The following is a 19,536-nucleotide window of genomic DNA, read 5'->3' on the forward strand; positions in this document are numbered from 1 at the left end:
GGCAACAGGTTTCAGGAGACGTTGTGGAAACAGGTCGAGTACGCCCAGCGCGGTACCGGTTGGTGCCATTGATGTTCTGGCTAGGGCTAGGGATGACCGGCACAGAGTTCTGTCAAGCAGCCGGTATCAGCCTGAATAAAACCCGGGTGATTTTTACCCAAGGCGAGCGGGCACAAACGCTGACGGTGGTCAATACCACATCTCAGGCGTGGCTGGTGCAGGTAAGGATAACGGAAGAGCAGGAGAAAACCACTCCGGCGTTTGTGGTGACGCCGCCGCTGTTCAGGTTGGAAGCCAACAGTCAAAACAGCCTGCGTATTTTGCCAACCTTTAATCAGCCCCCCTTTCCGGCGGATCGGGAATCGCTCGGATATGTGCAGATAAATGCCCTCCCCGCAACTCAGCGGGTGACGGATGAGCCTGTTCGGGAGCGGGCGTCGATGAGTGTGGGGATGCGGATTAAGTTTTTCTGGCGACCGCGTAGCCTGCCTCTGTTGCCGGAAGAGGCGTATGGACAGCTTCGCTTTCAGTCGCAACCCGATGGCATCAAGGCGTGCAATCCCTCCCCGTATTTCTTGTCGCTGGATAGTCTCACGCTGGACGGACGGGTGCTCGATCTGAACCGCTATCCTTCAATGATAGCGCCACAGGATTGTGTGACTTATGCCGGGTTGGTGGGTAAAAAATCGGTGAGCTGGTCGATGATTAATGATTACGGCGGGGCTTCAAACCTATTTACGGCCAGAGTGGCGCGTTAAATCCGCCATTGTTTTCTATTTTTCTACTTTTTTTCTACTTTTCTACGGAGTTGGAGAATGAAGAGAGTCAGTGACCGGCATGGGCGAACGTACTGGGAGTTAATGTTTTACTCCCTCGGTTTCGTCCTGTTGCTAGGGAATATATGCAAGGCGCAAGCGATTGATAATCAAGGACTATCGTTCTCTCCGATGCAGCTTTCTTATGTGGCTAAAGATAGTCCGAGAGGTGTGACGCTCAGCATGACTAATCATACGGGGCAGAACTATCTGGTACAGGGATTTGTCAGCCCGATGGACCCTGATACCGGCCGCTTTGATACCAAAGCCGGGCAAGTTCCCCCTTTTATCGTTCTGCCGCCGTTAAAACGGGTCGAGGCTGGCGAGAAATTTTCGTTCCGTATTCGCCAGCTTGGGGGGCAATTACCGCCGGATCGGGAATCGGCTTTTGTAGTCTCTTTGCGAGCTATCCCGGGAGTTGCCGTACCGGATACCGAGGAGGCGCCGGCATTAAGTCACCAGACAAATAAAGCGTCGCAAGTGCAGGTCGCCTTACAGATGAATATTCGACTATTTTATCGTCCTCAAGGCGTACCCGCCCGGGATAACGCCACGGTGGCTAAACAGGTGAAATTTTCCCTTCTGGGAACGCGGTTGCGGGTGGAAAATCCCACGCCCTATTTTCTGACCTTTTCTGTTCTGAAAGTAGGTACTCAACAGGCAGATGATCACATACGTCAGGCGATGGTGCCCCCGAAAGGCATACAAAGCTATTTGTTTCAAAGCTATTCGTTTCAAACCCGTTCGTTTCAAACCCATTCGTTTACCGCCGGAGTACAAGGGCCATTAGTCTGGCGTTTTCCCGGCGACAGTCAGGATCGCCATGTTCCGTTATAACGCGTCCTCATCTACAGGCAATGACCGGCTCCGTCCTATATATGTATGCCTGCTATGCTCATTGACGGCGACAACCTTGCCCACCTCCGCGCGGGAATACTTTAATCCCGCTTTCCTGATGGGAACGGCGGGGGAGCTGGAGCATATTGATCTTTCGGTGTATGAAAACGCGGGTTATGTCGCACCGGGGCACTATCTGGTGGATGTCTACATGAACCAGAATAAGGTGGGTAATCGCGAAATTGAATTTAGATTGGTCAACGACCATTTGCAACCGGTGTTAACGGTTGCACAGCTCGAAGAGTATGGGGTCAATATTCGCGGATTACCGGCTTTTCAGGGAAAAGCGGGCGGCAGCCCTATCACGGATCTGACGAAACAGATCCCACACGCCAGCGCGATATTGGATTTCGCCCGTTTGCGTCTGGACATCAGTGTTCCTCAGGCGGCTATGCAGCCCCGCCATTCTGGGATGGTCGATCCGTCACTGTGGGATAACGGGATACCGGCCTTTTTGATCAACTACACCGTTAACGGTTCGGAGGGGCGTTATGACGGTGAGGAAACCGGCGGCGGATCACGTTCCCGCAACCTGTTTGCCTCTTTTCGTAATGGGTTGAATCTGGGAGCGTGGCGTCTGCGCAGCACGCAAACTTACAGTTACAATCGCCAGCGCAACGAAGGGGCTTCCGGTTTTTCCCCCTCTACACAGATTCGATGGCAGGTGAGTAATACCTATTTGCAACGTCATGTGCAGTCACTGCGCAGTGAGTTTACCGCCGGTGAAACCTATACCGGTGGGGATATTTTTGACAGTATCCCGTTGCGTGGCATGAAATTGGCTTCTGAGGAGGCTATGTTGCCTGAAAGTCAGCGTGGTTTTGCCCCGGAGATAACCGGTGTGGCTAGCTCCAATGCGCAGGTGACTGTATCCCAGAATGGTTATACCGTGTATCAAACCACGGTGGCGCCGGGGCCGTTTCGTTTCACCGACCTGTACACCACCGGGGATTCTGGCGACCTCACGGTTACAATCAAAGAGGAAAATGGCAGTACTCGTGTCTCCACTCTCGCTTCTTCATCGGTCCCGATGATGCAGCGTCCCGGCGGCATTAAATATGAGTTAACGGCCGGCCAATATCACGGCGGCAACCTCACCGATGGCAGCCGTTCCCCGGTATTCGCTTTAGGCACCTTGGTTTATGGTTTGCCACACAATATCACCTTGTACGGCGGGGGATTGGTGGCAGGCAACTACCAGTCGGGTGTATTAGGCTCGGGCGTGTCGCTGGGGGCATTAGGCGCACTGTCTGCGGATGTGACGTTTGCTCGTGCCCAGTTGCAAGGGGCTAAGGGTCAGGAAAATAACCGGCAACAGGGCCAGGCTTATCGAGTGAAATATACCAAGAACGTGATCAGTACCGGCACCAGTATTGATCTGGCAGCCTATCGCTATTCCACTCAGCATTATTACAGTTTCAGTGATGTTAATAGCATGGGGTACAACCTGAATGAATATCAGGTCCCGTGGGCGCTTGACCGACGCCAAAGCACCTGGCAGGTGAACCTGCATCAAACGCTAGGACGTTGGGGCAGTCTTTACGCCGCCGGGACGCGCAACGATTATTGGAATGGCCGTACCGACAACAATCTGAATTTGGGTTATAACGCGATGCTGATGGGGATCAGTTATAACCTGAGTTATAACATTTATCGTATGGAAGGGGCTGGCAACTGGTCGGAGAATCGTCAGGTGTCATTCAATATGCAGGTCCCGCTCAGTCTCTTTGGTTCATCGTCTGCGCTACGGGGCGTTTACACCCGTTATACAGCCTCGCGCGACTCGCAGGGCAACCTCACTCAGCAGGCCGGGATCAGTGGCATGTTATGGGATAACAGCTTGAATTATAACCTCCAGCAAGGTTGGGGGAACAGCGGCCAGCAAAACAGCCGGGCCTTGTCTCTGAGTTATCAGGGCAGTCAGGGAAACGTTAATCTGGGCTACAATGACAGCGCAAATAGCTATCACTTCACCTATGGTGCTTCCGGCGCTCTCCTAATCCATCCTTACGGCATGACGTTATCACGTTCACTGGGTGATGAAGCGGTGTTGGTCCGTGCGCCCGGAGCGAAAGGGGTGACAGTCGGTGACGGCAACGTGCAGACTGACTGGCGTGGCTACGCCGTACTGCCGGGCGGATCGGTCTACCAAAAAAATACTATCAATCTGGACCCCTCCACCCTGCCGGAAGGGATCGATATTGACCAGACCAGCAAGAACGTTTATCCGACCAGAGGAGCAGTGACGTTGGCAAATTATCAGGTTCGTTCAGGCAGCCAGTTACTGTTGACGTTGATACATCATGGCAAACCCGTGCCTTTTGGCGCTATTGCGACGCTGGAAGAGAACGCCGCTCAGGTCGGCAGCGGCATTGTGGGCGATAACGGCCGGGTTTATCTCAGTGGTATGCCCCCTGCCGGTCATGTGAAAGTTAAATGGGGAAACGGGGCAAATCAACAATGTACCACCCGTTATCAGGCGCCGTCCGATACACCCGGGCAACTGGTGCAGGCCGATGCCGTATGTCTGTAAGCGTTACCTTCATGTGGGCAGCCTGACTGATGTGCCCGATAAGCAATTTGGAGAAAGAAGAATGTTAAAAACTGAACGTTTGTGGGGCGGTAGTGTAGAAAATTCCGTCTCAACCTTCATCGGCTTGGGGATTTCATTGCTCTTTTTATCGACCACTTTGCCACTCCAGGCGGCAGAGAGTTATCAGGACTGTGAGATTGAACTGGTGCAAATGGTTCGTAATGTCACCGGTTATGCAATGGCGCCAAATAACAAAGATAAGCGTGATTACTCACGGGATGAGATAGTCGGTTATACCACCAGCGGCCCTCTTAATTGGTCGACAACCTGTCGTGTCCCCACCGGGACCCAGTTTATGGCCTACACAGTGGGATCGGGAACGCGTCCATTGATCTCTTCGTCGTCACCGAGTAGCGTCCGGGTAGGAAAAATCGGCGACTTTATGGTTGATATCGGACAATCTTCATTCTCCTGCCAAACGCATGGTTTACCCGGTACCTATCAATCGGACAGTTTGGTTAAGGGGAATACCAGCGTTAACATTCCATGCGTTCCAGATGCCAACGGTCTGGTTGATGTCACTATCCGTACCGTGACAGGGGCGATTTACCCGGACAGTGACGGTAATTTCAATGTGAAGGCCGGAGGTACTCCCCTGTCATTTGGCGCGATCGGCTGGACTCCTGCGCCCATATCGGGTTCTAACGGCATGCTGAAATCCCTATGGACCACGGTTATTCTCTCACCAGTTAAAAAGCCATCCACCTGTGCGGTTGTCCTGACCCCTTCATCGGTGGATTGGGGCACGGTGAAAAGAGCCGGTAAACAGGCGGGAGACCCACTAGCGTCGGCCAGACAGATAGGGATAAACAGCACCTGTTCCGGCGATGACGCTGTATTCCAAAATTCACGCCTACTTTACCGAATCGATGGACCATTCGTGCCGGGTAAACCGAATGCGTTAGCTTCCTCAATAGCGGAAGTCGCCTTTGTGTTTTCCGATGCCGCCAACAAATCCTTATCTCTCGGTACCGGGCACAGAGGCGAAGGAGAGAACGCAAGATACGTTAAACGGGGAGACGATAGCTATACCGCATCAACACAACTGTCTGTGGTACCGATTTTGTTGAGGACTGATGGCGCCGGAGGGCGAGCCAGCGCCGTAGCGGTTATTTCCGTGTGGTCGGATGTTAATTTCGTCGAACCCTCTGCTTAGGCCGGGGAATTTGTTGAAATGGTTTGGTGACGATGTTGTTTTTTATTTCACAGAAGCACCGATTTCAAGCACTGGTGCTTCTGTGTTTATTAGAACGTTAATTAGGTACAGTATTTGCTATACCGTATTAACCCCGCATTTCGGTGATCTCTATTTCTTTATCGAAACGTAAATGCTCATCGGCCGCCATTGGAATCAACCAACGTAAGTTATAGATCACATTATCGGGTAATGAATTTGTTTCATAGATATTGACGATCTCTTTTTCGATAGAATTGACAGAATAGACACGATCATCATACATATAGAGAAAATTTACCTGATAAACGTCAGGGCGAGTTAATATCGTAAATAATCGCCACTCTTCAGGCCGTGTTTCAATGCCGGCTTCTTCAGCAAATTCCCTTGCCATTGCCTGTTGAGGGCTTTCACCAGCCTCTATTTTTCCACCAACCCCGTTGAGCTTCCCTTTTTGCCAACTGGGTTGTAATTTTGAAATCAGGGAGACATGTTTTTTATCTTTAGAAAACATAAACCCTGTTACATAGTTAATCATTATTTTCTCCACACTTTTATTTCATGACTAATGTCTGATTTCTGTCTGGCCCATAGGAAATATATTTGATTGGGATACCAGCATACTCTTGAATAAAAGCTAAGAAGTCAATCAGTTCAATAGGCAGTTCTGTTAAATGTGTATATGATGAGTTAAGTTCGCTCCAGGATTTAAATGTTTTATAGATAGGTTTAGCTCTATCGAGCTGCAATAATGCGTCATCGCAGCAGACGAGTTTATCATCAATTTCATAGGCAACAGCGACTTTTATTTCATGTAAACCAGCAAGAACATCAACATTCGTTATGGCGAGTTCTGTTACGCCATTGAGTTTCACCGCATGTTTAATCAGGGATAAGTCCAACCAGCCACAGCGCCTTGGTCTTTTTGAAACGGTGCCATACTCGTTTCCACGTTCTCGAATATAATCAGCCTGTTCTGTCAATAATTCGGTGGGGAATGGCCCGTTGCCGACACGGATCATATAAGATTTCATCACTCCGACAATATGCATTTTCTGTGCCGGTATGCCTATCATGGCAAAGCAGGTTTGCACTAGTGTCTGATATGCTACGGTATAAGGGTAAGTACCAAAACTATTATCTAAGAAAGTGGCTTGTGATGTTTCAAGTAAAACATCTTCTCCCGAATTAAGTAAATCACCGATAATTTCATTAGTGAACGTGAAATAAGGTTCTATCCTCTTGCCATATTGATGAGTTGTTTCTAACATCTCTTCAAAATCTAATGTAGCTTGTGCATTAAAAACATGGTTGATCTGTTTTTCTCTGATATTCCAAAGAAATTCTAATTTACTTCTTAATTTTTCTTTATCAAGCGTATCAATAAGCCGAATGCCATGACGATTGGTTTTGTCTTCAACACAGGCCCCGACACCGACACCAACTGAACCTATTTTCTGCTTACCTTTATATTTTTCTGACGCTCGATTTAATTCAGAGTGTAATGGTAAGACGATATGGCAGCGCGGATCGATAAATATATTAGAATCAATGTTTTCTTTTTGTATAAAATCGATCTCTTTAATCAGAACCGGAAGACTGATTAGAGCACCTTGGCAGATATATAAATTCTTTTTGTTGAGTGAAGCTGGTAATTGAGAAAATGAGCCTCTTAGATTACCATGTTGCACACAATGACCTGCATTAGCGCCGCCATTGAATCGAGCAATGTTATTGATGTTGCTAGATAAATAGTCAACAAATTTTCCTTTGCCCTCATCTCCAAATTGGAGTCCAACTACAGCAATTAACATAAATCTATTCCTTAATTATTTATTGGTTTACTCTAAATAATAGTTAAATCATCCATTTTTGTTTATCTTTTTTAAGATAAATAATCTGTTCTTTTGAAACCAATATTCCAAATATTTATTCGTATTCCTTTATAAATTATCACTTTTTTTATCCGATTATTTTGAATAATCTCTTTATTACTGTTTATGGATCAAGGAGTCAGCTATTAATAAAGCTTCACTTAATGTATCAACAATAGGAACACCGGCAGCTTCAAGGCTGACACGGCTGTGGGTTCCTCCGGTATAAAGAATGGCATGAGTTCCTGCGGCTAATGCGGCAATGGCGTCATCGGTAGCGTCCCCAATAACCACACTTTGCTCAGGAGAAACATTGAGTTTTTTGAGATGATTAGCTAATTGCTCTGATTTGCCGGTGGTCAATAATGGCGTATTTCTGCCATCTATTTGGGTAAAGAATTTACCAATACCATGATTGTCAAGCATAGGGACCAATTCATGATGCTCCATCAGTGAACATAATGACTGAGTTGCGCCTGTTTCATAACGGGAAGCGAGGAGCTGACTCACACCGTCTGTTAAACTGGCTTTCTGAATACCCGGGCGATAGTGAAAATTAAATATTTTTCCGATCACTGACCATTCAGAGGATGAAGGTTCACGGCCAATCACTTGTTTATAGAAAGTTTGTACTGGAACACAATAATGTTCCCGATATTGTTCCAGCGTCAGTGGTTCAATACCAATTTCTGCCAGTGCAAAATTGGTTGCACTCAATGAAACATTGACATCATTAAGTAATGTGCCATTCCAATCCCAAATAATATGTGCTGTTGTCATAATCAGTTAACTCCCCCTTTTCCAAACTCATTTTTGTGCGTTGAACATTCAGGGCATTGATATGCCAGGGTTTTAAATGCATCGATTGGCTGTTCATAATTCAGCGGTGTTTGTGCTTTTAGATTTAATAAAAAACGCAATAATTTGGCGGCCCATGTTGAGTCTGTCAGGGTGTCATGAAGGATAGACAATAAACTGTATGAATAGGCAACCCAATCCGCCGTGGTTGTCTGAGCATATTTATCATCAGCGAAGGGCTGATTGACTAAACGATTCAGAGCTTGATGATGCCTGAAACACCAAGGCGTCAATACATCTAAAGTTTCAGGGCTGAATACACGATCGGTATGCCCATAAACGCGGGTACGTAATAATTTTTCCCAATGCAGTTCGACGGCGCGGGCCTTCGGACGTTGCCCAGTTTGGGCCATGACCAGATCTACTGCCTGACGTAAGGTGTCGCCTGTTCCGCAATTATCATCGATGATTGTTACCGTTTGCTCTGATGGAATATGGCGTCCCCAGAGATGGTTGCTCTTGCAAGCTGTATCATCGTAACGTGAGACTTTTACTAAATTGAGGTCACTATCCCATGCTGCGGCTGTGACTGCCGCCGCCGCTGATCCTCCTAACATGATGCCAACAACAGAGGAGTTGGGGCATTTGTCAATTTGGGCTGCGGCCAAAGTTAACAGATGATTATCCCCTTCAATAAACGATCTTGGCACTTTGTGTTCCGTAGATGAAGGCAATGTCAGGTCATGGATCGGTGAGGGTGAAAAAGTAAATGCTGTACCCATCAGCGTTGAGCTGACGACTTTTGCGCACTCTTTGATCCCATCGATGAATGGCACAATATTTTCGTTAACCGTCTGCGGAGAGCTTAATAAGCTATCAACAATTCTGAGCAATTTTGCCAGGCTATGATCGGCCAATATATATTTTGATGGGGCGGTACACAGCTTATCGCTACACTCAAGTTGAGAGATGTATTCTGTGTAATATTTCGCCGTCATCAGTAGCTCGTGACAAGGTTTTTGTTCGTAATAGGCAGCACCGCGGGAACCGACGAATGCGGGCTTCTCTGTGAGTAAGCCGGGTAGCGCCATCACTTCTTTCGTTAAATAGCGTGTTTCAGGCACGCTACGCAATTCGCCCAGTAAACCAATAGAACGAAGATCCAAAGCAGGAGATAAATATTCAGGCATATTTAGCGTCTCGATGATTGCGTTGCAGCAAGGGCATCTTCGAGAGGAACCTTACCAATATGTAGAGCTTGACCAAGAATTGCGCCTTCGACACCGATAGTGGACAAATCTGCTAAAGCGCGAAGATCGTCCAGGCTTGATACTCCACCGCCGGCAATAACGGGTGATGACGTTTTCGCACAAACTTCCTGTAATAGTGTGAAGTTTGGCGAACTCATCATGCCTCCCCGCTCAACATCGGTGACGACGTAGCGTTGACAACCCTGTTTATCAAGGCGCTCAAGGAGATCCCAGAGATTGCCTTTGCTGACATTCCATCCATGTGTTGCCAGTTGATAACCTTCTGATGTGCTTTTTACATCCAGAGCAATAGCGATCTTATCGCCATATTCGGCAATGGCTCGGGCACACCAATCTGGATTTTCTAATGCTGCGGTCCCCAAATTAACTCGTTGGCATCCAGTTGCTAATACTTTGCGCAAGATGGTTTCGTCTCTGATTCCGCCACAGACCTGTACGTTAATGTCGACCGCGGCCAGAACATCAGCAATAAGATGGCTGTTTGAGCCGCGTCCTGATGCAGCATCAAGATCAACAACATGTATCCATTTTGCTCCGGCATTTTGCCAGGCGAGCGCTACTTCGGCCGGAGTGCCTAAAGGTCGCCGTAATGTTGGGTTTTCACCACGGGTTAATCGAATGGCGGAATTTGATGTCATTGCTATTCCGTCAACAATATCTACAGAGGGAAATATCTCGAATGTTTCCTTACTTATCATTGAATGCATCCTAATTAATTATTTAAAAATTAATAACCATTGTGACTAATGCAATTGCAGCTTGTAACGTAACGAACAAATATGCCTTTTATTTCTTTAAGAATAAACAAATTAGATAATAAACCTATTGATTTAATGAACGTAATAACCGTTCACTGATTTATAATAGTGGAAAGAAAAAATTTCTCAATACGGTTATTAGCTAAATATAGCAATTTGGATAACTTTGTTCAGTTAGTAAATCTTATATTTACTTAAGAAGAGTTAATTTGGTAATAGATAAACAGCGATTCAGCTTAAGTATATAGAGAGTGAATTCTGCTAATGTCGTCAGGAAGAGTTTAATTTTATTTATCTAATATTTTAATGGCCTAAAATAATATAGATCTATTTTTTTGATTAATGTCTTAAATATATTCTGATTTATCTTAAATAACCGAATTTAAAAATTTTTTATTTTAGTGGTTAATTATGATTATGATGAAAATATAATTTCAGCTAATTGATAATAGTAACGATAATCAATATATAATTACATGAAATTTATTCTTAATAATTATTTGTTTATATTATATAAACATATTTCATTGAAGATTTCCACAAATGTTTTCTTATTGTCAATAATGATAATTATTATAATGATATAGTTTCGTCTGGGGTTATATGGCTACATATTATCAATTCTATTGATTGTAATATCCAGAATAGAGAATTTCGCTGATTAGCAATATAATACTCTTTGGATAAGGGTATTTGTTAGTGATTTTTATATGTGGTTCTACGTGATGGGATTATATTTCCATATTAATTGGAGAGATAATTAAGAGTAAATAATTAAGACATCGTACTGCCGAATAAACGCAACCTGTTGTCAGGCTGCGTTCCGATTGAACACTAAGGATTCGTCTTATCTTGTTTCGCTTTCTGACGGATTTCTCTATACCAGCGAGGATGATGTTTCTTCGCCCAGCCACGAGTTACCCAACCTTCGACCATTGCCCGAATAGAGCCTTTTACCCAAAATGCGGCATAGACATGTATCATAATCAGCAGGATCAGGCCAATTCCAGCCAGAGAGTGCGCCAGAAGCGCAAGTCGGATCAGGGGGATAGAGAAGAAATCGGCAAAATAGGGGCGCCAGATAATCACACCACTGATAGCCAATAAAATCAGGCAACCACTGATAGACCAGTAAATTCCTTTTTGACCCAAATTGTATTGGCCGATATCGCCGGCCTCCTCATTTCTGATGATTTTATGGATGTTTTTCAGCCAAACAAGATCTTCTTTATCGATAAAGTTATGTTTGAAGTATCTTAAAAACATAAAGATAAATAAGAAAAACATGGCTGAACCAAGAAATGGATGCAGTATCCGTGCTAACTGTGGTGTACCGAATATATTCATCAGCCAGTTAAAAGAGGGAAAAAAGAATCCTAATCCGCTGATACCGGTAAACAGAAAACAGAGGACGACTGACCAGTGATTTATTCGTTCAATCGGTGAGTAGCGGAGAATCGTATCTTTCTTCTTCATGACAGTTTCTCCTCGTTTGTGGATTGCTCAGCTATTTCATCATCTTGTCTGGCATGCTCTTCGTCTTGTTCGTTGGTTCGATTTGGACCAATGCCGACATAATGGAAAATACTGGCGGCGAATGTTGCAGCGAAACCCACGGCGGCTAGCGGCTTCCAGATGCCTTTCCAGAAGGTCACGGCCGAGCTGATGGTTGGATTATCAGGTAGACCGTGATAAAGCTGAGGTTTGTCTGCATGATGCAAAACATACATCACATGAGTCCCCCCAACCCCTTGCGGATCGTATAAACCCGCGTTCTGATACCCACGACCTTTGAGTTCCGTTACCCGTTCGGAGGCCAGATTTTTCATATCCTCTTTGGTGCCGAAATGAATGGCGCCGGTCGGGCAAGTTTTTACACAGGCGGGTTCCTGGCCGACGCCAACGCGGTCAACACATAGAGTACATTTATATGCCCGATTGTCTTCTTTATTGATCCTTGGCACATTGAACGGACAACCTGCGATACAGTAACCACAGCCGATACAGTGCTCTGACTGGAAATCCACAATGCCATTGGCATACTGAATAATCGCACCTGTTGAGGGACACGCTTTCAGACAGCCCGGGTCAGCACAGTGCATACAACCATCTTTACGGATAAGCCACTCCAGTTTGCCGTGCTCTTCTACTTCGGAGAAGCGCATCACGGTCCATGATTTAGCCGTCAGATCGGTGGGGTTGTCATAAACACCAACATTAAAGCCCACTTCGTCGCGAATATCGTTCCATTCTGAACAGGCCACCTGACAGGCTTTACAGCCAATACAGGTGGTAACGTCGATCAGTTTTGCCACTTCTTCTCGATGATCACGGGCACGTGGCGCCGGGGTAAAGGAATGCGTGGCGGATTGACGAATAATATCTTGAGATTGCATTGCCATAATTCGCTCCTATTACACCTTTTCGATGTTGACCAAAAATGCCTTGTATTCCGGTGTATGCGCGTTGGCGTCACCGACGGAAGGTGTGAGAGTATTTGCCAGAAAGCCTTTCCGGGTTACTCCGGCAAAGCCCCAGTGACAAGGAATACCAACAGTTTCAACTTGCTTACCGTTAATGGTCAGTTGCTGAATTCGCTTGGTGACAACCGCTTTGGCTTTGATAAAACCACGTTTGGAAGACACTTTGACTTCATCACCCTGAACAATGCCTTTTTCTGCCGCCAACTTTTCACTGATTTCAATAAATTGTTCGGGCTGAACAACGGCGTTAAGTTGAGCATGTTTTGTCCAGTGACGGAACAGCTCGGTGATGGAATAGGTCGTTGCGACATAAGGGAATTCGTTGGCTTCTCCCATATAAGCAATGTCGGAACTAAAGATCCGCGCAACTGGGTTGGAGATAACATTCGGATGAAGTGGATTGGTGCCGATCGGTGATTCAATCGGTTCATAATGTTCAGGGAATGGTCCATCAGCCATTTTATCGATGGAAAACAGGCGGGCTACCCCTTCTGGTTGCATGATAAACGGCCCGACGCGGCTTCCTGGTTCAGCATTGTTGTAATCAACAACATCAAAGCCATGCCATCTATTGCCATCCCATTTAATCAGTTCACGATTTGGGTCCCACGGTTTGCCTTGTGGATCAACCGAAGCACGGTTATAGAGTACCCGGCGGTTTTGCGGCCATGCCCAAGCCCAACCCGGCGTACAGCCCAGACCGGATGGATCGGCGTTATCGCGGTGCGCCATCTGATTGCCTTGTTCGGTCCAACAACCGCTGTAGATCCAGCATAAGCTGAATGTGGAACCATCATCTTTTAGTTGAGAAAAGCTGGAAAGTTGCTGTCCTTTTTTCAGAATGATATTGCCGTCTTCATCTTTAATATCAGTTAATGTTTTACCATTGGCTTCACGGGCAACTTCTTCCGGTGTCGGATCTTCCGGGTTTTGATAATCCCATGACAGATTCATAATAGGTTCCGCGTAAGCACCACCTTCTTCACGATAAAGTTTGCGCAGACGTTGCAGCAATTTGCCAAGAATTTTACCGTCATGCAGCGCTTCTCCCGGCGGCTGTGCGCCAGCCCAGTGCCATTGCAGCCAACGGCCTGAATTAACGATCGATCCATTTTCTTCGGCAAAGCAGGAGGAGGGCAGGCGAAAAACTTCAGTTTGAATATCAGCCGGATTGACATCATTCATCTCGCCGTGGTTTTGCCAGAAGTTGGAAGATTCCGTGATCAACGGGTCGATCACCACCAGATATTTTAATTTAGCCAGTGCTCTGCTGGATTTATTTTTATCCGGGAATGCCGCTAATGGGTTAAAACCCTGAACGATGTAGCCGTTCATTTTGCCTTGAGTCATTAACTCAGCTTGCGCCATGATATCGTAGCTTTTATCCCATTTGGGCAGCCAATCGTAACCCCAGTCATTTTCTGCGGTAGCGTGTTCGCCCCAGAAACCTTTTAATAAGCTGATAAAGAAATTTGGCGTGTTTTTCCAGTAGTTCACCTGATTGGGAACCAAGGTTTTTGGTGTTGTTTGCGCCAGATAAGTTGCCAGATTCTCTTGTTTCTCATTTGGCAGAGGCAGATAGCCGGGCAGATTCAGTGACAGCAAACCAAGATCACTGTAACCCTGAATATTCGAGTGACCGCGCAATGCGTTAACTCCACCGCCCGGCATGCCTACGTTTCCTAACAGTAACTGAACCATTGCCGCGGCGCGGATAATTTGAGCGCCGCCGGTGTGGTGAGTCCAACCCAGTGCGTAGAGAATAGTTGCGGTACGATGGGTTACGGCGGTAGTTGCCAGTTGGGAACAGATATGGAGGAAATCGGCTTTTGACGTGCCACACAAATTGGAAACTTGTTCAGGGGTATAGCGTTCAACGTGATTTTTCAGTAGGTTCCAGACACAGCGTGGGTGAGATAGCGTGTCATCCCGTTTGGCATACCCCTGTTCATCGGTTTCGTAATGCCATGAGGATTTATCATAGCTCTTGGTATCTGGATCAAAGCCACTGAATAGGCCATCTACAAACTGATAATCTTCTCGAACAATCAAACAGGCATTGGTGTAAGCCTTAACATATTCGAATTGGATTTTGTTGTTGAACATCAGATATCGGATCACGCCCAGTAAGAACGCGGTATCTGAACCGGCACGAATCGGCGCATAGAAATCGGCTACAGCAGCACTGCGATTGAAGCGTGGATCAACCACAATCACTTGAGCGTTGTTCTTAATTTTTGCTTCAATAACCCACTTGAAACCGACTGGGTGTGCTTCAGCGGCGTTTCCCCCCATGATTAGAACAACGTTAGCGTTTTTGATATCTACCCAGTTATTGGTCATGGCGCCTCGGCCAAACGTTGGCGCCAAAGCGGAGACCGTTGGGCCGTGGCAAAGGCGCGCCTGACAATCGATAGCGATCATGCCTAGTGCGCGGGTGAATTTCTGGTCGAGAATACCGGTTTCATTACTGGCTGCGGAGGAGCAGAGCATACCCGTTGTTAGCCAGCGGTTAACGGTGACGTTGTTTTCATTCTTCTCAACAAAGTTGGCGTCACGGTCATCTTTCATCAAACGGGCAATGCGTTCAATCGCTTCATTCCAACTGATGCGTTGCCATTTATCCGAACCAGGAGCTCGGTATTCGGGGTAATGAAGGCGGTTTTTACTGCGAATATAATCAAGTACTCCGGCTCCTTTCGGACATAACGAGCCTCGACTGACTGGGTGATCGGGATCACCTTCGATATGAAAAATATTCTCTTTGGCATTTTTTGCACCATCACCCAGGCTGTACATTAAAATGCCGCAGCCAACGGAACAATAGGTGCAGTTATTACGAATTTCACGCGAGCGCAGTAGTTTGTACTGACGAGTTTCAGCCAGCGCAACGGATGGAGCAAATCCTAGCGCGGCGGCTGTTGTTCCCGCCATACCTCCCGCGCAGATCTTGAAGAAAGCTCTTCTGCTGACCTGCATCGGTCTTCTCCTTATTTTTTGAATGACGACATTGCTTTACTTTTGATGCAATAACACGTTGAGGAATCAAGCGAAATTGCCTTCATAGCCCGGCTCGTTTGTCAATCAAAACACTCCTGGGTATCAAGGAGAACCCACTGCATTGATGAGTTGTAAACTACCTGAGGTTATCAGCCAATAATAGCACCAGTCAGTTTCTGAGAAACCTCTTATATAAATTGACAAGAGGCGCCCATTGGGAATGGGGCCTCTTATTGTGGGAGTTTAGCAGGAAAAAAAATGATTTCAGGGCAGCTGGTGGAATGGTTATTTTAGCTATCCGCAATTGTGATAATTAAATATCGAGTCGTTTAGTTTGCCATTTTTTTGATTTCCAACGCCAGATGTTAGTCAGCCCACGCAGCCATTCATCACAGAAGAAACCGATCCAAATACCTAAAATGCCCATTTCCATTTTGATCCCCAAAAAGTATCCCACTGGAATAGCAATACACCACATAAAGAATATTGCCGCATATAGTGGGAAACGGGCATCGCCGGAAGCGCGTAATGCGTTCACCATAACGATATTTGCGGTACGGATTGGCTCCAGAAAAACGGACAGCAAGAATAGCGGTAACAACAGCTTGATAATGGCTTCATCTTGCGTCAGGAAATGCAGAATCGGCATTCTGAACAGCCAGAAAGCGGCGACCACGCCAATAGTGACGATACAGCCAATTTTCAGACTATTAAGGCCACGAATATAAGCATCTTCAAACCGCTTAGCGCCGACCAGATGGCCGACCATAATTTCGTTGCCAATGCTGACAGAAATGCCAAACAACATCACAAACAGCGATAGCTGGAAATAGAGAGTTTGTGCTGCCAATGGAATTTCACCCATCAGTCCAATGAATGCTATGGCTGCCATATATTGCAGTATCCATACCAAGTTTTCCCCTGCCGCGGGTAAACCGATATATAAGATCTTGCCCAACATACTTTTTGACCAGCGCAGGAAACCGGCCAGCGTAAATTTGATCCGCAGGCCATAACTGAGCAGGCAGAATAGTAGGATCACGGCAACAATCCGGCCAAAGACCGTAGACCAGGCAACCCCTTCCAGACCATATTGAGGTAATCCGAAGAAACCATATAGGACGATCATATTACCTAGCACTGTCAGCAAGTTAGCAATCAAAGTAACATACATTGCCGCTTTTGATTTCCCATAAACCCGCAAACAAGCAGCTAGAATAATCGAAATTGCTTCGGGGATCAGACAGATGCCGAGAATGTGCAGATAGTTAAAGCCATCTTCCATCAGATGTTCCGGCATGTTCATGATCTGCAAGAGCTTATAGCCGAAGAAGATAGTAATCAGTGCACAGCTAAACCCAAGCAAGAAGTTGAATGCAATAGAAATATGGATCGCCTGGCTGGCTTTATCCCGTTTTCCTGCGCCAATATATTGAGCAATGACAACACTGCATCCAACACTGATAAAGTTGAAGATAGTGATAAACAGATCAAATACCTGATTACCTACAGCCATAGCAGCCAGATAAGAAGTAGAAACATGGCTCACCATATAAGTGTTAATTAATAAAGTGGCCAGATGAAGGAGAATATCAATAAAAATCGGCCAGCTTAATGAAAAGAGCGAACGTTCAGTAACATCAGTTTGATGCATTTGAAAAACCTGCTTATTGAAAAAGGTAAATGAATTATTTCTTGAGATGCCGCGTACTCAGGAAATATCTAAACATTGTACATGGTTTATTTATCCGTTAACAGAGATGAAATAAAGAAAGATAAAAAATGAATTCTGTAATTGGATTTGTTCTGCCTGAACAACTCTTTGTGGTGCGAATTAAATAACGAAAAACGAGCATCATAAGGGGAATGATTGGCAGTAAATATCAGTGTTGCTATTTGTCGGATATGTTAGCGAAATTGATAAATTTTTGCCGAATATGTTGTACAGGGTGGATGTGGAATCTGAGAACCAAATGGTTTTGTCATTGTCGAATAAGGTTGCTAAATTTAGCGCCTATTTTTTCTGCTGTGGATGCGTATACTGTGGCTACAGCACTATTAATACATTTAGTGAGTATAGTGTATTTGTTGTGAGGAAATGTAGATTAAAAAGTAAATGAATTTGATTGTAAATAATTAAGATATTTAAATGATTGCTTGAATTGGTAAAAAATTTAAACGCCAATTTTTAAAAATATTTTATATAATTTCTTTAATTTATTATTAGTATTTGTGAGATATCAACTGTGTAGTTATGGATATCTTAACATGCTTATTAAATCATTAGATAACTTTATTCAAATATTGTTTATAGTTTAATGTTGATGAATAATTTTATTGGGTGATGAGATTTTTATAATCTGGTTGTTCAATTTTTTTCGATAACTTAAATGATTTATCAACGAAGTGATAAAAAATTTTTTTCGGTTAAATTTTGCTCTATAATTAATTCAAAGGAGTCGAATATAAGGAAATGAAAATATACCATTCAGCGAGGTGATATGATGATAAATAGATTGCAACACCAGTTACTTTGGGCCCTTTTAACGTTAACTTTCTTTTCTGCTTTTTCTACATCTATCCATGCTTGTGTATTGTATCCGCATTTTCCTATATGTGCGGCAAAATGCGTTATTTTTTCATCTCATACTGCAACATGTATTATTGGTTCTCAAGCTCCTAATCATTTAACTTCTGATTATTCCATGCCTATTATATCGGAAAAAAATAGCTAATCGAGAGTGGAATTCTATTGATATTCAGTTAGCATAATTATTGTGTTATGCGGAATTATACCTCTGTTTTTTCTATTTTCCGCCCTTTTAATAAAGGGCGGGATTTTATTTATGGATTAAAAATAGAATAAATTTGAGGGTATATTTCAGCTATTAAAGTCATTGGCCAAGGCTATTTAAATTAATACGCCATTATATTTTCTATGAATTGGCTGAAACGTAGTAAATAGCCATCAGGATCTTGCACAAGAAATTCTCGTTGACATGCAATGACTTCATCAATACGGTAATGATTATCTTTAACCTCTCGATAAAGTTTGATGTTATTAGCTTTTAAGTTGTGCAGTAAAGGCGCTAAATCATCAACTTCAATCTGAAAATTCACCCCCCTCCCAAGAGGATAATTTAATGAGGCTGTGTTCCAGCCATCATCATGTAACGCTTCAAGCATGAGTTGTGCTTCACCAAGTGCTAAGTATGCAAAATCTGGATTATCTCGGCGAATAAGCAACTGGAAGCCGAGAATTCGTTGATAAAAATCCAGAGATAGAGAGAAGTCAGTAACAGTGAGTTCTGGAACCATTCGATTCCAATAGGGTTTATCTTGTTCCATATGTTATCCTATATTCAACAATATCTATTTTATTATATGAGAATAGATTAATTTTATCCAGAATGAGAATATTGTAGTTTAATGAATTAAATAGTAATAGATCTAATAAAGCTATTTTTTATTCCTGAAAAAACTTAGTAAATAATGCTATTAATTCTTACGTTATTTAACTTGGTTTTTTAAGCTCTTATGGGATGGTTTACTGTGTTAGTAATTGACTTAATTGATGGTGCTTAATTGCATTGTTATATTTATTAAACTAAATTTATTATCTGTTTTTCTTGTTGATTTATATGATTCATTAAGTTGAATTCATATGTAAAATTATATTTATGATATTTTTATTTTTGTGGAATTGGTCACGGATAATTTAAATATTATCTATATCTTAATAGTTGATTTTAATCAGGGAATAAATGCATTTTATGATTTCTATATTTTTACGTTATTATTTTATTTGTTCTTGTAATATGCAAGCATGGTTTAATGTCGATCACCGTATTTCTCATTTTTTCCCTGATTAGC

15 protein-coding genes are annotated in these 19,536 nt (G+C 44.3%); 5 read left to right on the forward strand and 10 right to left on the reverse strand.

Annotated features, from left to right (window positions below):
* Positions 1 to 92: 92 nt before the first annotated feature.
* The 4 genes from EAE93_RS20075 (at position 93) to EAE93_RS20090 (ending at position 5,461) form a co-directional block, all read left to right on the forward strand.
* On the forward strand, positions 93 to 758 hold the full coding sequence (locus EAE93_RS20075) for a fimbrial biogenesis chaperone (protein WP_250151119.1): 666 nt from the start codon (positions 93 to 95) through the stop codon (positions 756 to 758).
* Positions 759 to 815: 57 nt separating this feature from the next.
* A complete protein-coding gene (locus EAE93_RS20080) occupies positions 816 to 1,652 on the forward strand; it encodes a fimbrial biogenesis chaperone (protein ID WP_214040414.1) in 837 nt (278 codons plus the stop codon).
* The gene (locus EAE93_RS20085) at positions 1,639 to 4,245 is read left to right on the forward strand and encodes a fimbria/pilus outer membrane usher protein (RefSeq protein ID WP_214040415.1); all 2,607 of its coding nucleotides are present in this window, start codon (positions 1,639 to 1,641) and stop codon (positions 4,243 to 4,245) included. The genes EAE93_RS20080 and EAE93_RS20085 overlap by 14 nt, the downstream gene beginning before the upstream one ends.
* A 61-nt stretch (positions 4,246 to 4,306) precedes the next feature.
* On the forward strand, positions 4,307 to 5,461 hold the full coding sequence (locus EAE93_RS20090; protein ID WP_214040416.1) for a hypothetical protein: 1,155 nt from the start codon (positions 4,307 to 4,309) through the stop codon (positions 5,459 to 5,461).
* Between the two features lie 127 nt (positions 5,462 to 5,588).
* Here EAE93_RS20090 and EAE93_RS20095 read toward each other — a convergent pair whose 3' ends face one another.
* From EAE93_RS20095 to EAE93_RS20140, 10 genes are all read right to left on the reverse strand, one after another.
* The gene (locus EAE93_RS20095) at positions 5,589 to 6,017 is read right to left on the reverse strand and encodes an NUDIX domain-containing protein (RefSeq protein WP_214040417.1); all 429 of its coding nucleotides are present in this window, start codon (positions 6,015 to 6,017) and stop codon (positions 5,589 to 5,591) included.
* Positions 6,018 to 6,033: 16 nt separating this feature from the next.
* On the reverse strand, positions 6,034 to 7,293 hold the full coding sequence (locus EAE93_RS20100; protein WP_214040418.1) for an adenylosuccinate synthase: 1,260 nt from the start codon (positions 7,291 to 7,293) through the stop codon (positions 6,034 to 6,036).
* A 177-nt stretch (positions 7,294 to 7,470) separates the two neighbouring features.
* A complete protein-coding gene (locus EAE93_RS20105) occupies positions 7,471 to 8,133 on the reverse strand; it encodes an HAD family hydrolase (RefSeq protein ID WP_036808341.1) in 663 nt (220 codons plus the stop codon).
* Between the two features lie 2 nt (positions 8,134 to 8,135).
* A complete protein-coding gene (locus EAE93_RS20110) occupies positions 8,136 to 9,341 on the reverse strand; it encodes a hypothetical protein (protein WP_214040419.1) in 1,206 nt (401 codons plus the stop codon).
* A 2-nt stretch (positions 9,342 to 9,343) separates the two neighbouring features.
* Positions 9,344 to 10,120 (reverse strand): HisA/HisF-related TIM barrel protein, encoded by a 777-nt coding sequence (locus EAE93_RS20115; protein WP_036808339.1) that lies wholly within the window; start codon positions 10,118 to 10,120, stop codon positions 9,344 to 9,346.
* A gap of 894 nt (positions 10,121 to 11,014) precedes the next feature.
* Positions 11,015 to 11,656, reverse strand: coding sequence for a formate dehydrogenase cytochrome b556 subunit (gene fdoI, locus EAE93_RS20120; protein WP_214040420.1), 642 nt, complete (start codon positions 11,654 to 11,656; stop codon positions 11,015 to 11,017).
* On the reverse strand, positions 11,653 to 12,582 hold the full coding sequence (gene fdxH, locus EAE93_RS20125; protein WP_036808337.1) for a formate dehydrogenase subunit beta: 930 nt from the start codon (positions 12,580 to 12,582) through the stop codon (positions 11,653 to 11,655). The genes fdoI and fdxH overlap by 4 nt, the downstream gene beginning before the upstream one ends.
* Before the next feature lie 12 nt (positions 12,583 to 12,594).
* The gene (fdnG, locus tag EAE93_RS20130) at positions 12,595 to 15,642 is read right to left on the reverse strand and encodes a formate dehydrogenase-N subunit alpha (protein ID WP_071647070.1); all 3,048 of its coding nucleotides are present in this window, start codon (positions 15,640 to 15,642) and stop codon (positions 12,595 to 12,597) included.
* 334 nt (positions 15,643 to 15,976) lie between these two features.
* Entirely contained in the window at positions 15,977 to 17,317 is a 1,341-nt protein-coding gene (locus tag EAE93_RS20135; RefSeq protein ID WP_036781683.1) for an MATE family efflux transporter, read from the reverse strand.
* 1,262 nt (positions 17,318 to 18,579) lie between these two features.
* On the reverse strand, positions 18,580 to 19,011 hold the full coding sequence (locus tag EAE93_RS20140; RefSeq protein WP_214040421.1) for a bleomycin resistance protein: 432 nt from the start codon (positions 19,009 to 19,011) through the stop codon (positions 18,580 to 18,582).
* 425 nt (positions 19,012 to 19,436) lie between these two features.
* Between EAE93_RS20140 and tnaC the strand changes: the two genes are divergently transcribed.
* Positions 19,437 to 19,535: a tryptophanase leader peptide gene (gene tnaC, locus EAE93_RS25660; RefSeq protein ID WP_181147885.1), complete on the forward strand. Its 99-nt coding sequence runs from the start codon at positions 19,437 to 19,439 to the stop codon at positions 19,533 to 19,535.
* Position 19,536 lies beyond the last annotated feature (1 nt).

This window comes from Photorhabdus akhurstii (assembly GCF_018448925.1).
GTDB classification, from domain to species: domain Bacteria; phylum Pseudomonadota; class Gammaproteobacteria; order Enterobacterales; family Enterobacteriaceae; genus Photorhabdus; species Photorhabdus akhurstii.